This is a genomic window from Micromonospora sonchi (assembly GCF_014646235.1).
GTDB lineage: Bacteria > Actinomycetota > Actinomycetes > Mycobacteriales > Micromonosporaceae > Micromonospora > Micromonospora sonchi.
The window spans coordinates 25,949-39,391 of record NZ_BMNB01000030.1; the positions used below are offsets into that span (position 1 = coordinate 25,949).

Consider the following 13,443-nt stretch of genomic DNA (forward strand, 5'->3'; position numbering starts at 1 on the left):
TATAGCAGGGGGCCCCTCTTAACACCTAACCCAGGTCAGCTGCAGGTGACCGTGGGCGTTGCGCTGTTGCCGCTGGCGAGGAAGCCGAACGTCGTACTGGCGTTGGCTCCGAGGTTGCCGTTGTACGACACGTTGCGGGCCGTCACCGACGATCCGGACGTGGTGTGGGTCGCGTTCCAGACCTGGCTGATCTGCTGACCGCTGGGCCAGGTCCAGTTCGCGGTCCAGCCGTTCAACGCCGCAGTGCCGGTGTTCTTGACCTCGACCTCGGCCTGGAACCCACCGGACCAGCTGTTGGTCACCTTGATGGTGGCCGTGCAGGCACCGTTGCCGGGCGGCGGGGTCGTCGGGTTCGGCGGAGGCGTGGTCGGGTTCGGCGGGGGCGTGGTCGGGTTCGGCGGCGGGGTGGTGGGGTTCGGCGGCGGGGTGGTGCCACCGGAGCCGATGCCGGTCACCTCACCGTTGCCACCGTCGAAGGTCACGTCGGAGCAGCCGAAGAAGTTCTCCTGGCTGTCCGAGCGGACCCACCGCGAGTAGATGATGTGCCGGCCGCTCTTGTTGGACGGCAGGGTACCGGTGAAGTAGTAGTGGCCGTCGTTGGTGCCGACCGCGCCGCGCTGCGGCGGGTTGGTCACCGTCAGGAACGGCTGCTCCTCCAGGTCACTCCAGGCCAGCGCCCGGGTCGGGCTCCAGCTGTTCTTGGTCACGTAGAAGTAGAACGTGCCCGGGTGGTGGGCCCAGTTGCTGTACCGGAACTCCATCGACCGGCCAGCGGTCAGGTGGGTCAGCGGCCAGTCGCTGCGGGCCAGGTCGTAGCCGCGGAAACCGGTGGCGCCGCCGCTGCACAGCTGCCCGTCGGGGATGAAGCCGGTGGTCCGCCCGTTGGCGTCCGAGCGCAGCACGCTGAACCAGTTGTAGAGCGAGTTCGTCCCGCTCTGGGCGACCGCGGCGGCACAGGCCGGGTTCTGCGGACGGATCTCCCCGGTGGGGGAGAGGCCGTCGCGCCAGCAGAGGTAGGTACGGGCACCCGGCGTCATCGCCGCGCCGTGCGCGGCGGCCGGGTCCGGGCGGGCGATCACGACGACCGCGCTCGCGACGAGGGTGACGGCCGCGACCAGCAGCGCGGCCAGACGAGGACGGTGCAGTTGCACAGGTTCTCCTGACTCGCGGGGCACCTCGAAGAGGATGGCCCCGCCAGAATGAGCGGGTGGCGAGAGAGGCCGCCCCGCTGATGTGGACGGATGCGACGATGCGGCGACTTCGCCCAGGGGGCGGCCGCCGGTGTCTGTCGACGCGTTGTGAATGCCCTCGCGTGTGGTGAACCCGGCGCCGGTGGCGCGCAGCCCCGCGCCATCCGGCATGCCTATCCCAGCACGCCCGGGGCGTTTGCGCAATAGCCATGTCTCGATATGCATGAGGGGCCTTCTCACGTCGGCCGTCCCCCATCGAAACCGTGGCTTCCACGCCCGACCGGCAACGGCTGTGCCAGCCTGAAGCATCACAACCGGCCAAACGGAGAGGACTCCAGATGGGATACGCGGTGGTGCTCGGCGAGGCACTCGTCGACCTGCTCGACACCGAGTGTGACGGCGTGCCCGTCTACCGGCAGGCCATCGGAGGTGCGCCGCTGAACGTCGCGGTCGGCGTCGCCCGGCTCGGCGGCGCGGTGCAGTTCGTCGGGTCCCTCGGTGACGACGTACTCGCCGACCGGATCCGGGCCTTCCTCGCCGCCGACGGCGTCGGCCTGGCCGGGGCGGTCACCGTGGCCGTGCCGACCACGCTGGCGGTGGCCACCTTCTCGGGCGCCGAGCCGGATTTCCGGTTCTACGGCGATCCACCGTCCTACGCACTGCTCACACCGGAGGACCTCGACGTCGCCCTGGTCGAGGGCGCGGACGTGCTCTACTGCGGCTCGATCGTGCTGCTGGCGCCGGCGGCGTTGGCCGCCGCCCGGCGGGCCTGGTCGCTGGCGCCGGGACTGCGGGTGTTCGACCCCAACGTCCGTCCCCGGCTGCTCGACGGTCCGGGGGCGCTGGCCGGGCTGCGGGCGGTGGTCGCCGAGTTCGCCGCCGGGGCACACCTGGTCAAGCTGAGCGCCGCCGACGCCGGGCTGCTCTACCCGAATGAGCCGGTCGAGGGGGTGGCGGCGTACCTGCGGGAACTGGGCGCCGGCACCGTCGTGGTCACCCTGGGCGCCGCTGGTGCGGTGGTCGCCGCCGCCGATGCCGATCCGGTACGCGTACCCGCCGCACCGAAGGTGGCCGCCATCGATGCCACCGGCGCGGGCGACTCGGTGCTGGCGGCGCTCGTCGCCGACCTGCTGGTCGACGGTGCGCCGGCCGACCCGGGCGGCTGGAACGAGCGGGTCGCCTTCGCGCTGCGGGTCGCCGGGCTGGTCTGTGAGCGGCCCGGCGGCGCCGTCGCCATGCCCACCCGGGCCGAGGTGCTCGAACGCTTCACCGCCTGAGGCGAACCGGACCGGGTGCACCGTGCCCGGGTGAATGCCCGCCTCGCGGGCGTGCTGATTGCCGGCGTGCTGATCGCGGGCGTGCTGATCGCGGGCGTCAGCCGGCGGTGCCGTCCAGTTCGGCGTAGCCGCGCCGGGCGGCGATCAGGGCGGGACGGGCCGGGAACGGTGCGTCGGCGGCGATCCGCTCCGGCGGGGCGCTGCCGGTGTGCCCGGCCCGGATCAGCCAGGCCAGCTCGACCAGTCGGGCGTGCTGGGCCCGGACGAACTCGGCGTCCACCGCCTCGCCGTGGCCGGGCACCACCACCGTGTCGGCGGTGCACCAGCGCAGCAACTCGGCCAGGGTGTCGGGCCACTGCAACGGGTACGAGTCCTCGAACGCCGGCGGGCCGGACTGCTCGACCAGGTCACCGGCGACCAGCAGATCGGCGTCGGGCACGTGCACCACGAGGTCGGCGTCGGTGTGCCCCCGGCCGGGGTGACGCAGCAGCACCCGCCGACCACCGATGTCGAGCGTCGCCTCGGTACGCACGGTGTGGGTGGGTGCCAGCAGCGTGGTGTCCGGCAATTCGGCGGCCAGCTCGGGCTGGCCGGCGCGTAGTTCCGCGTACGCCTCCCGGCGAAGCCGGTCCGGTTCGTCGCGCAACGCCGCCGCGGCCAGCTCGTGGGCCCAGATCGGGCGGGGCGGATCGGCGGCGAAGGTGGCGTTGCCGAAGCAATGATCGAAGTGGTGGTGCGTGTTGACCAGGGTCAGCGGGTCGCCGGTGACCGCGCGGACGGCGGTGGCCAGGTCGGCGGCCTGCCGGGCGGTGGAGAGCGTGTCGACCAGCAGGGCCTCGCCGTCGCCGAGCACCAGCGTCACGTTGACCTCGAGCAGCGGCTCCCGCAGTACGAGCACCCGGTCGGCGACCTCGACGAAGCCGCCGCTCATGACGTGTGTCCGGCACGTTCGATGAACCGGTGCCGGTCGACCAGGATCCGCTCCACCTCGCCGGTGGCCACGGTCCGGCCGTCCTCGGTCACGGCGACCTCGAACACCAGCCGCCGCTGGTCGACCGTGGTCAGCCGGGCCAGCGCCGCGACGGTCCGACCGATCGGCGTCGCGGCCAGGTGGTGCAGCTCGACCCGGGTACCCACGGTGGTCGATCCGACGGGCAGGTGCCGGGTGGTGGCTGCCACGGTCGCGGCCTCGGCCAGCGCGAGCACCCGAGGGGTGCCGAGCACCGGCACGTCGCCGGAGCCGACCGCCTGGGCGGTGTCGGCGTCGGTGACGGTCAACTCGACCCGGGCGGTCAGACCGGGCACCAGGGCATGATCTGGCTGCTCCTGCATGGCCACAGCGTAGGTGGTCGCCGGGCTGCGGGCGAGGTAGGCCGGGTCAGGAAGGAACCCTTCCTGTACGCGAGGCGTTGACGAGGGGCCTTTCCTTGCACCTGTGTGGGGCGGCGCGGGGTTCGCCGTTAACCTTGTCCGCGATGTCTGCCGTGATCGACCCCCAGCCTGCCGCTCCGACCGAGCCGCCCGTTTCGTCCGACGGCGGTCGCCGTCGCCTGATCGCGATGTCGCTGTGGAGCGTCGCCTTCGTGGCGGGCTGGCTCGGGATCGGTCTGCCCACCGACCCGATCTACGCCTTCGTCTGGATCTGGGCGGGGACCGTCGCCTGGAACTCCGCCCGCCCGTGGCGCAGCCACCTGCGCTTCGCCCGGGACTGGGTGCCGGTGGTGCTGCTGCTGGTCCTCTACAACCTCTCCCGTGGCTTCGCCTACCACGACGGGACGGTCCCGCACGCGTACGAGTTGATCGTGGCGGACCGGTTGATGTTCGGCTGGGCCACGGACGGCCAGGTCCCGACGGTCTGGTTGCAGCAGCACTTCTACCAGCCCGAGGTGCGCTGGTGGGACGTGCTGGCGAGCTGGGTGTACTTCTCGCACTTCGTGGCGGCGCTGGCCGCCGCGGCGGTGCTCTGGATGCGCGAGCGCAGCCGGTGGGCGGCCTTCATGCGCCGTTGGTTCTTCCTCTGCGCCACCGGCCTGGTCACCTACTTCCTCTACCCGGCCGCGCCGCCCTGGTGGGCGGCGCAGAACGGTCTGCTGGAGGAGGTCGCGCGGATCTCCACCCGGGGGTGGAAGGCGTTCGGCATGCACGGCGCCGGCAACCTGCTCAACGCTGGACAGTTGGCCGCGAACCCCGTGGCCGCGATGCCGTCGTTGCACACCGCGTTCGCGCTGTTCGTGGTGCTGTTCTTCCTGCGCAACGTGCGGCGCCGCTGGTGGCCGCTGCTGCTGTCGTATCCGCTGGCGATGACCTTCACGCTGGTCTACAGCGGCGAGCACTACGTGATCGACGTGCTGGTCGGTTGGGCGTACGTCGGGGTGGCCTTCCTGGTGGTCGGCCTCGCCGAGCGCTGGTGGGCCCGCCGCCGCCCCCGCCGCCCCGGCCACCCCCAGGCGACCACCCCCCTGCCCCAGCAGGACGCCCCCGCAGCACCCCCCGCCCTCCCCACCCCCCGCTGACCCCCACCCCCGTCACCCCTCCCACCCCCCACCCCACCCCTCGATCCCCGCCCCACCCCCACTGCGCCCCTCGATCTCCGCGTCGATCATGCACTTTCCGTCGGGACAGAAGCCCATCAAAAGGGCGTTCCGGCGACCAAAAGTGCAAGATCGGCGGGATGGGGGTGGAGGAGGGCGGCGGGGGTGGGGTGGGGGAGGGCAGCGGGGGGTGGGGTTATGGGGTGCGGCGGGCGGTGTGGCCGCGGTGGGACAACTCCGCCGCCAGAGCCCAGGCCTCGGCGAGATCACGGTCCACCGCTGCGGCGCCGGCTCCGCCGGCGGTGTCGGCGTGCACGGTGGCCAGCCCCAGCAGGCGCTGCACCGGTCCCTGAACCACCCGCACACTCTGCAACCGGGCGTACGGCACGATCGTCAGTTGACGGGTGAGCAGGCCCGAGCGTACGACGAAGACCTCCTCGGCCAGACCGGCGCCGAGCACCTCACGGCTCAGCGGGTTGACCCAGCGGGCCCGCAACGGCGGCGGGCTCAGCGGCAACGACGAGAGGGCGACGCCGGGCAGCACCTCGGCCACGATCGCCTCGCCGGTGGCCAGGTCACCGACCGGGAGCAGGCGATCGGGCCGGTTGCGCTGGTCCGCCTCCCCGGCGGCGTAGCCGGCCACCTCCAGGCGTAGCCGTAGCCAGCCCTTGACCCGCCACAGCAGCGGCCAGGTCACGCCCACGGTCTGTACCCGGTGCAGCGGCACGGTCTGCACCCTGGTCTCCAGCAGGCCGTTGCGGATCCGCAGCCGGTCCTCGTCGCGAGCGAGTTGGAACCGCCAGTCGTCGAGCACCCGGCGGACGGGTTGCAGCAGGATGCCGGCCATCGCGGTCAGCGTGCTCGCCACCGCGACGAACGACCACGAACCCTCGGACAGGAACTGCCCGGCCACGAACACCACGCCGAAGGGCAGCAGGAACGCCTGCGGGGTGAGCAGTTGGCTGATCAACAGGTCCCGGTTGTCCACCGCGTGCAGCGGCCGACCGGGTGGCACGGGCGGCTCCGCTGCCGGCGCCGCCGCCAGCTGCGGACCCGGCGCGCTGACGGTCCGGGGCCCCGCCAGGGACAGTAGACGTCGCCGCAGGGCGGACGCCTCGGCGACCCCGAGGAAGGCCAGCGGCGCCTCGGTCTTGCCGCCGCCGACGACCTCCAAACGCAGCTCCGCCAGGCCGGTGAGTTGGGCGAGCAGTGGACGTACCACCTCGACCGCCTGGAGCCGTTCCAGCGGAATGGCCCGGGTCCGGCGCCAGAGCAGCCCTTCGTGGATCCGCAACTCTCGGCCGACCACCTGGTAGCCGGTGTTGTACCAGCTGACCACCGACAGCACGGTGGCGCCGAGGGCGATCACGATCACCATCGCCACGAACCAGCCGAACCCGACCCGGGACAGGGTCGACCAGGACAGCCCGGCGATGACCACGACCAGTGACTTGGCGCCGTGCAGGGCAGGGCTCAACGGGTGCAGCCGCTGCCGGGCGTGCAGCGGGTCCGGCAGCGACCCCGGCGGGTACGGCAGTGACCCCGGCGGGTACGGCGGCGATCCCGGTGGGTACGGCGGTGGTCCGGGCGGGTACGGCCCGCCGGACGGATAGCCCAGCGGGTATGCGGGTGGAGGCATGCCGTGCGGATGGCCGGGTGGGGGTGCGTCCGGTCCGGGTGGTGGGGCCTCCGGTTGTGGTGGTGTGTCGGCGGGGGATGGCCTGGGCGGCTCCTGGCCCCGGCCGGTCGGGCCGCTCAAAGCCCTTCCGCCTGGTCCTCGCCGAGTGCGGTGAGCCGGTCACGCAGCCGGGACGCCTCTGCGGGCCGCAGCCCCGGCACCCGGGCGTCGCTCGCTGCGGCGGCCGTGTGCAGCTGCACGGTGGCCAGGTCGAACGCCCGCTCCAGCGGACCGGCGCTGACGTCGACGAACTGCATCCGGGAGTACGGCACGATGGACAGCCGGCGCACCAGCAACCCGTGTCGCACCAGCAGGTCGTTTTCGCGTTCCGCGTAGCCCCAGGCACGAACCGCCCGGACGATGGCCACCGCGCGCCACCCGGCGAGCAGCAGGAGGGCACCGAGCGCCACGCCGAAGAGCCAGGTACCGGTGACGGCCCAGCCGACACCGAGCGCCAGCGAGACGACGGCCACCGTGACGGACAGCCGCAGCAACTCCACCCAGATCAGGTCGGTCGAGATCGACTGCCAGCGGACCGTGTCCGGCCACGGTTCGAGCGGTCCGGCCTGCGCCACCGGCGGCGCCGACGCTGGGCCGACCGATTCGTCACCGCTCACCAGCTTCACTCCTCGCGCTCACCGAGCTGGGGCTCCGTTGTTGGCGTCCACCCGTCGAGCGTAGGCGATCCGGCCAGCGGGGCGACCTCGCGCAGGAAGCCCCGCGCGGTGAGGAAGTCGCCGAGCTGCGAGCGGTGCGCGTCGCAGGCGAGCCATGTCTTGCGGCGCTCGGGCTGGTGGATACGAGGGTTGTTCCAACGCAGTGACCAGCCTGCCGGGGCGCGACACCCGCGGGCCGAACAGATCAGGGCCTGGGTGGGGGTGTCGGCGTCGCTCATCCCAGCCAGTCTAGGTCGGCGGGAAAGAGAAGAGAGCGCCGGGCGACCACGGGGGAAGCCGCCCGGCGACGAATGAATCGTACACACGCCGGGGCGGCTTCTGTCCACTCATGATGGGCGATTCGCCCGGGGCGGGACGGCGTGGCGAAAATCGGTCGCTCCCCACGTCCGTACTCAGCCGGGCATGCGAGGCTTGGTAACGCACACGCCACGACGACCGAATCATGCTGTGGAGGACCGGTGGCACAGCCGACCACGCCCGACGCCCCGACGCCCAACGGGACGCAGCCGCAGGCACCCACCCCGCCGACCACCCCGGCTCAGGACGCCACCCTGCTGGAGCGGGCGCTGTTCGAGATCAAGAAGGTGATCGTCGGGCAGGACCGGATGGTGGAGCGGATGTTCGTGGCGCTGCTCGCCCGGGGGCACTGCCTGCTGGAGGGCGTACCGGGAGTCGCCAAGACCCTCGCGGTGGAGACCCTCGCCAAGGTCGTCGGCGGGTCGTTCGCCCGGGTGCAGTTCACCCCGGACCTGGTGCCGGCCGACATCATGGGCACCCGGATCTACCGGCAGTCCAGCGAGAAGTTCGACGTGGAGCTGGGGCCCGTCTTCGTGAACTTCCTGCTCGCTGACGAGATCAACCGTGCGCCGGCCAAGGTGCAGTCGGCGCTGCTCGAGGTGATGAGCGAGCGGCAGGTCTCCATCGGTGGCGAGAGTCACCGGGTGCCGGACCCGTTCCTGGTGATGGCGACGCAGAACCCGATCGAGCAGGAGGGGGTCTATCCGCTGCCGGAGGCGCAGCGGGACCGATTCCTGATGAAGATCATTGTGGGGTACCCGACGGACGCCGAGGAGCGGGAGATCGTCTACCGGATGGGCGTGACCGCACCCGAGCCCGCCCCGGTGTTCGCCGCCGACGACCTGATCGCCCTACAACACAAGGCCGACCAGGTGTTCGTACACAACGCGTTGATCGACTACGCGGTCCGGCTGGTGCTGGCCACGCGTACCCCCGCCGAGCACGGCATGCCCGACGTCGCGCAAATGATCCAGTACGGTGCCAGCCCGCGCGCCTCCCTCGGTCTGGTCCGGGCGACCCGGGCCCTGGCGCTGCTGCGCGGACGGGACTACGCCCTGCCGCAGGACGTGCAGGACATCGCCCCGGACATCCTGCGGCACCGCCTGGTGCTCAGTTACGACGCGCTCGCCGACGACGTGCCGGCCGACCACGTGGTGCACCGGGTGTTGTCGACCATCCCGCTGCCCTCGGTGGCGCCCCGGCAGCAGGCGACACCGCCGGGTGCGGTGGCGCCGACCTCGGGGTGGCCCGGGCAGCGGCCGTGACCTCGACCACCCCTCGACCCGGTGACCGGGACGGCACGCCGGACGCGGCCACCAACCGCTCCGGCGCGGTGCTGTCCCGGCTGCAACTGCTGGTCACCCGTAAGCTCGACGGGCTGTTGCAGGGCGACTACGCCGGCCTGTTGCCCGGGCCGGGCAGTGAGGCGGGCGAATCGCGGGAGTACCGCCCCGGCGACGACGTACGCCGGATGGACTGGCCGGTCACCGCCCGCACCACCACGCCGCACGTGCGGCGTACGGTGGCGGACCGTGAGCTGGAGACGTGGCTGGCGGTGGACCTGTCGGCGAGCCTGGACTTCGGCACCGGCCGGTGGCTCAAGCGGGACGTGGTGATCGCGGCGGCGGCGGCCCTCACGCACCTGACCGTGCGTGGCGGGAACCGGATCGGTGCGGTCGTGGGCAGCGGCGGCGACCTCCCCCCACGCCGGTGGGGCCGCCGGGCGGCGCCCGTCCCGGCGGGTCCGGGCCGGCTGGTCCGGCTGCCGGCCCGATCCGGGCGCAGGGAGGCGCAGGGCATGCTGCGCGCCATTGCCGCCACCGAGATCCGACCCGGCCGCGGTGATCTCGGCGCGCTCATCGACATGCTCAACCGTCCGCCCCGGCGACGCGGCGTGGCCGTGGTCATCTCCGACTTCCTCGCCCCGCCGGCCCAGTGGACCCGGCCGCTGCGCAAGCTGCGGGTCCGGCACGACGTGCTGGCGGTCGAGGTGGTCGACCCGCGGGAACTGGAACTGCCCGACGTGGGGGTGCTCCCGGTGGTCGACCCGGAAACCGGCGAGCTGCACGAGGTGCAGACCGCCGACCCGAGCCTGCGGCACCGCTACGCGGCGGCGGCCGCGGCCCAGCGCGCGGAGATATCCGCCGCGTTGCGCGCCGCCGGTGCCGGGCATCTGCGACTGCGTACGGATCGAGACTGGCTACTGGACATGGTGCGTTTCGTGGCCGCGCAACGGCACGCCCGCACCCGGGGGACGACACGATGATCCGACTGCTGCAACCGTGGTGGCTGCTGGCCGTGCTGCCGGTGCTCGCCCTGGCCGCCCTGTACGTCTGGCGGCAGCTGCGCCGCCGGGAGTACGCGCTGCGGTTCACCAACGTGGACCTGCTGCGTACCGTGGCGCCGAAGGGGCTGGGCTGGCGACGACACGTACCGGCGACCGCGTTCCTGCTCGCCCTGCTGGTGCTGGCCGGTGCGCTGGCCCGGCCGGCGATCGACACCCGGGAGCCGCTGGAGCGGGCCACCATCATGCTGGCCATCGACGTGTCGCTCTCCATGCAGGCCGACGACGTGCCGCCGAACCGGTTGGAGGCGGCCCAGGAGGCGGCCAAGCAGTTCGTGGCGGAGCTGCCGGAGACGTACAACGTGGGGCTGGTCTCGTTCGCCAAGTCGGCCAACGTGCTGGTGCCGCCGACCAAGGACCGGCCGGCGGTGACCAGCGCCATCGACGGGCTGGTGCTGGCCGAGGCGACCGCGACCGGCGAGGCGGTGTTCACCTGTCTGGAGGCGATCCGGTCGGTGCCGGCCGATGGCGCGGCGGGTATCCCGCCGGCGCGCGTCGTGCTGCTCTCCGACGGGTACCGCACGGCCGGCCGGTCGGTCGAGGAGGCGGCGGCGGCAGCGCAGGCGGCGAACGTGCCGGTCTCCACCATCGCCTTCGGCACCGACACCGGTCATGTGGACATCGGCGGCCAGTTGCAGCGGGTGCCGGTGGATCGGCTCGCCCTGGCCGAGCTGGCCGAGAACACCGAGGGCTACTTCTACGAGGCGGCCACGGTCAGCGAGCTGAAGCAGGTGTACCAGGACATGGGCAGCTCGATCGGGTTCCGTACCGAACCCCGCGAGATCACCCAGTGGTATGCCGGCCTCGCCCTGCTGCTGGCTCTCTGCACCGGCGCACTCAGCCTGCTCTGGTCCTCCCGCCTGCTCTGAGCGCCGGATCTTGGACGCTTCCGGCCCTCAGCGGCGGGGCCGCTCCGGTCCAAGATCCGCCGAAGGGGTGGAGCGAGGTGGGCAGGTCAGTTGGTGCTGCTGGCGAGGACGAAGAGGACGGCCACCCAGACGGCGGCGAGGGTGAAGCCCAGCGGGGCGACGTAGCGGCTCATGACATGCTCCGGAGTGGCGACGACGGCCCGGGGCAGGGCGGGCCGCGAGGGGTGGATCGGGACGCGCACACACGAAGTCGTGACCGGACGGCTTCCGGTTGCACCCGTGGACCGGGCCGGCGTCGTTGCGCCGGGCGGCGGGGCGGGTGCGGGGAGCGGGGCCAGCTCAGGCGGAGCGGGGTGGCTCAGCGTGGCTGGCGTTCGGCCCGGCCACGACTGGGAGGATCGCTATCTCGCACAGCGATCACCTCCTGCGGTCGGATGCCGGGGCGAGACGGACCGCCGAGCGGCCCGCAAACGCGGATCATCGTACACCCGGTGTGGATCCCGAACGCACCGGGCCAACGCGGTTGCCCGGCGCCGCCGACGGTCGCCGGTGGACCAGGATCGCCAGCACGATCACCAGGACCGGCAGCCAGGCGATCCGGGCCAGCAGCCAGGCCGGGCCGTCGGGGCTGGTGTGCAGTCCCGGCAGGTCGGCGCCGGCGCGGGCCGTGAGCAGGGCCACCCCGACCAGCACCGGCTGGTGCCAGAGGTAGATACGTACCGCGTGCCGGTTGACCTCGTCGGCCAGCCGGCGGGGTCGCGGGCGGCGCAGCAGCCGCTCCAGCGCGGGTCGGGCCGACAGGGCGAGCCCGACCTGGGTGACCGCGAGCGCCACCGCGAAAAGGGTCGGCGGGTTCAGATTGGACCTGCCGTCGCCGGGCACCCCGACCGCGCTGACCGGGTAGCCGAGCGTGAGCACGACGGCGAGCCCGACCGTCCCGACGCCGAGCAACCACAGCGCGGCGCGCCGCCCGGTCAGCCGGCCGTCGGCGTGGGCCAGGCCGAGCAGGTACGGTACGGCCCAGGCGGCCAGCACGGTCACCGGCGGCGTCCAGGTGCCGGCGGGCAGCAGTCGGCTGGCCAGATCGACCACGGCCACCACGGCCGCCGCCGCGACCGCGCAGCGCAGTGCACCCCACCGTCGTACGGCGGCGCGCAGCGGGCCGGTGAGCAGCACCAGGGCCAGCAGCGAGGCCAGGAACCACAGTGGACTGGTCGCCAGGGTCAGCGCGACCGACAGGGTGCCGTCCGGCACACCTGCCAGGGTGGCGGCCAACAGCATGGCCGCGCTCGTGCCGAGCAGCGCCACCGCCGGCAGGATCAGGCGTCGCAGCCGGCGGGTGAGCCAGCCCGGTCCCGGCCGCCGGCTCAGGGAGCGGGCCGAGGCGTACCCGGCGGTGAAGAAGAACAACCCGAGCGTCTGGAGGACCCAACTGACCGGGGCCAGGGCCGGCATGGCGGCCAGCGGACTGGCCTGGGTGAGGCTGCCCTCGACGTCGAGCACCAGGCCGGTGACCAGCCAGTGGCCGAGCACCACTCCGGCGACCGCGTACGCCCGCAGCCCGTCGACGGCCGGGTCGCGGTGCGTCCCCCCTTCGTCCCGCGCGGTTGCCGCCGGGTTCCCGTTGGCGTCGGCCGACGCGGTCGTGGTTCGGTTCCCGCCGGTTCCGGCTGGCGCGGTCACCGCCGTGCTCCCGCCGCCTCGGTGGCGCCGTGCAGCACGATGTCGGCGAGTGCGTCGAGCGTCGGCCCGCCGGGCAGCAGGTATCCGTCGTGCCCGATCGCCGCGGCGGCCGGCAGCGGCCGGGCGTCGAACGACGAGTCGCCCGGGCGGACTCCGTGCCCGATTCCGGGTAGCCGTACCTGCGGCAGGTGGCGGATCCAGTCGTCCGTTGCCTCGGCCGCCCAGATCCGGATCCCGCCGAGTTGGTCGGCGCGGTCCACCCCGGCCCCGACACCGCCGAGGCTCACCAGATCCGTCACCTGTGCCGGGGCGTCGACGGCGGCCAGTCCGGCGACCAGCGCGCCGTAGCTGTGACCGATGAGCGTGACCCGGGCGGCGGGACGCTGCTCGGCGAGCGTCCGCAACTGCTCGCCGAGCGCGAGCGCGCCCCGGCGGGCGCTGACCGGGGTGGCCGCCGCCACGAACCCGTCGGGCGGGTCGTAGCCGAGCCAGGCCAGCACCGCGACCCGGGTGTGCGGCGCGGCCGCGCGCAGCGCGGCGTACAGGTCGCGGGCCTGCCGGGCGAGGGCGCGCCGGGTGACTCCGCCCAGCCCGCGGTCGAAGTCGGGCAGCCGGGTGCCCACGCCGGGGATCAGCACGGCGATCCGGTCCGCGGTGGCCAGGTCGCCGACGACCTCGACGGCGCGACCGTCGCCGCGCGGGTCGAAGACCAGAAAGCGTCGCCCCTCGGCGGCCCAACCGGCGTACGGCGGCCCGGCCGCCTGCATCGCCGCCGCCGTCGCCGGGTACGCCTCGACGAACCCGGCCGGCACCCCGCCCGCCGATGCTGCCGGTGGAGCCACCAGCCCGGCCCCGAGCACCGTCGCGAGTCCCATCCGGAGAACGTTCCTGCGCACC

14 protein-coding genes are annotated in these 13,443 nt (G+C 73.2%); 5 read left to right on the plus strand and 9 right to left on the minus strand.

Annotated elements, in window-relative coordinates:
* Positions 1-35 precede the first annotated feature (35 nt).
* Positions 36-1,145 (minus strand): lytic polysaccharide monooxygenase auxiliary activity family 9 protein, encoded by a 1,110-nt coding sequence (locus tag IEY61_RS24835; RefSeq protein WP_373293213.1) that lies wholly within the window; start codon positions 1,143-1,145, stop codon positions 36-38.
* A 383-nt stretch (positions 1,146-1,528) separates the two neighbouring features.
* On the opposite strand from IEY61_RS24835, the gene IEY61_RS24840 reads away from it, so the two are divergent.
* Positions 1,529-2,467 carry a PfkB family carbohydrate kinase gene (locus tag IEY61_RS24840; protein ID WP_189048450.1) on the plus strand — a complete coding sequence of 313 codons (939 nt, stop codon included), beginning with the start codon at positions 1,529-1,531 and terminating at the stop codon, positions 2,465-2,467.
* A 97-nt stretch (positions 2,468-2,564) separates the two neighbouring features.
* Here IEY61_RS24840 and IEY61_RS24845 read toward each other — a convergent pair whose 3' ends face one another.
* Positions 2,565-3,398, minus strand: a complete 834-nt coding sequence (locus IEY61_RS24845) for an MBL fold metallo-hydrolase (RefSeq protein WP_189048452.1) — start codon at positions 3,396-3,398, stop codon at positions 2,565-2,567.
* Positions 3,395-3,799, minus strand: coding sequence for a thioesterase family protein (locus IEY61_RS24850; protein WP_189048454.1), 405 nt, complete (start codon positions 3,797-3,799; stop codon positions 3,395-3,397). Before IEY61_RS24850 ends, IEY61_RS24845 begins: the two co-directional genes overlap by 4 nt.
* 143 nt (positions 3,800-3,942) lie before the next feature.
* Here IEY61_RS24850 and IEY61_RS24855 point away from each other — a divergent pair, with 143 nt between their 5' ends.
* The gene (locus tag IEY61_RS24855) at positions 3,943-4,980 is read left to right on the plus strand and encodes a phosphatase PAP2 family protein (RefSeq protein ID WP_189048456.1); all 1,038 of its coding nucleotides are present in this window, start codon (positions 3,943-3,945) and stop codon (positions 4,978-4,980) included.
* 214 nt (positions 4,981-5,194) lie between these two features.
* Here the strand turns inward: IEY61_RS24855 and IEY61_RS24860 are convergent, their stop codons facing one another.
* The 3 genes from IEY61_RS24860 to IEY61_RS24870 all read right to left on the minus strand — a co-directional run bounded on the left by IEY61_RS24860 (position 5,195) and on the right by IEY61_RS24870 (position 7,571).
* Positions 5,195-6,637, minus strand: a complete 1,443-nt coding sequence (locus tag IEY61_RS24860) for a PH domain-containing protein (RefSeq protein WP_189048458.1) — start codon at positions 6,635-6,637, stop codon at positions 5,195-5,197.
* A gap of 116 nt (positions 6,638-6,753) precedes the next feature.
* Entirely contained in the window at positions 6,754-7,293 is a 540-nt protein-coding gene (locus IEY61_RS24865) for a PH domain-containing protein (RefSeq protein WP_189048460.1), read from the minus strand.
* Positions 7,294-7,298: 5 nt separating this feature from the next.
* A complete protein-coding gene (locus IEY61_RS24870; protein ID WP_189048462.1) occupies positions 7,299-7,571 on the minus strand; it encodes a hypothetical protein in 273 nt (90 codons plus the stop codon).
* Between the two features lie 240 nt (positions 7,572-7,811).
* Between IEY61_RS24870 and IEY61_RS24875 the strand changes: the two genes are divergently transcribed.
* The 3 genes from IEY61_RS24875 to IEY61_RS24885 are packed head-to-tail and all read left to right on the plus strand — an operon-like array spanning position 7,812 to position 10,863.
* The gene (locus tag IEY61_RS24875) at positions 7,812-8,915 is read left to right on the plus strand and encodes an AAA family ATPase (protein ID WP_189048465.1); all 1,104 of its coding nucleotides are present in this window, start codon (positions 7,812-7,814) and stop codon (positions 8,913-8,915) included.
* Positions 8,894-9,916: a DUF58 domain-containing protein gene (locus IEY61_RS24880; protein WP_189048467.1), complete on the plus strand. Its 1,023-nt coding sequence runs from the start codon at positions 8,894-8,896 to the stop codon at positions 9,914-9,916. The genes IEY61_RS24875 and IEY61_RS24880 overlap by 22 nt, the downstream gene beginning before the upstream one ends.
* Positions 9,913-10,863 (plus strand): VWA domain-containing protein, encoded by a 951-nt coding sequence (locus IEY61_RS24885; protein WP_189048469.1) that lies wholly within the window; start codon positions 9,913-9,915, stop codon positions 10,861-10,863. Before IEY61_RS24880 ends, IEY61_RS24885 begins: the two co-directional genes overlap by 4 nt.
* A gap of 86 nt (positions 10,864-10,949) precedes the next feature.
* On the opposite strand, the gene IEY61_RS24890 is transcribed toward IEY61_RS24885, so the two are convergent.
* The 3 genes from IEY61_RS24890 to IEY61_RS24900 form a co-directional block, all read right to left on the minus strand.
* The gene (locus tag IEY61_RS24890; RefSeq protein WP_189048471.1) at positions 10,950-11,105 is read right to left on the minus strand and encodes a hypothetical protein; all 156 of its coding nucleotides are present in this window, start codon (positions 11,103-11,105) and stop codon (positions 10,950-10,952) included.
* Positions 11,106-11,340: 235 nt separating this feature from the next.
* Complete coding sequence (locus tag IEY61_RS24895; RefSeq protein WP_189048473.1) at positions 11,341-12,546, minus strand: acyltransferase family protein; 1,206 nt, start codon at positions 12,544-12,546, stop codon at positions 11,341-11,343.
* Positions 12,543-13,421 carry an alpha/beta hydrolase gene (locus IEY61_RS24900; protein ID WP_189048475.1) on the minus strand — a complete coding sequence of 293 codons (879 nt, stop codon included), beginning with the start codon at positions 13,419-13,421 and terminating at the stop codon, positions 12,543-12,545. The genes IEY61_RS24895 and IEY61_RS24900 overlap by 4 nt, the downstream gene beginning before the upstream one ends.
* Positions 13,422-13,443 lie beyond the last annotated feature (22 nt).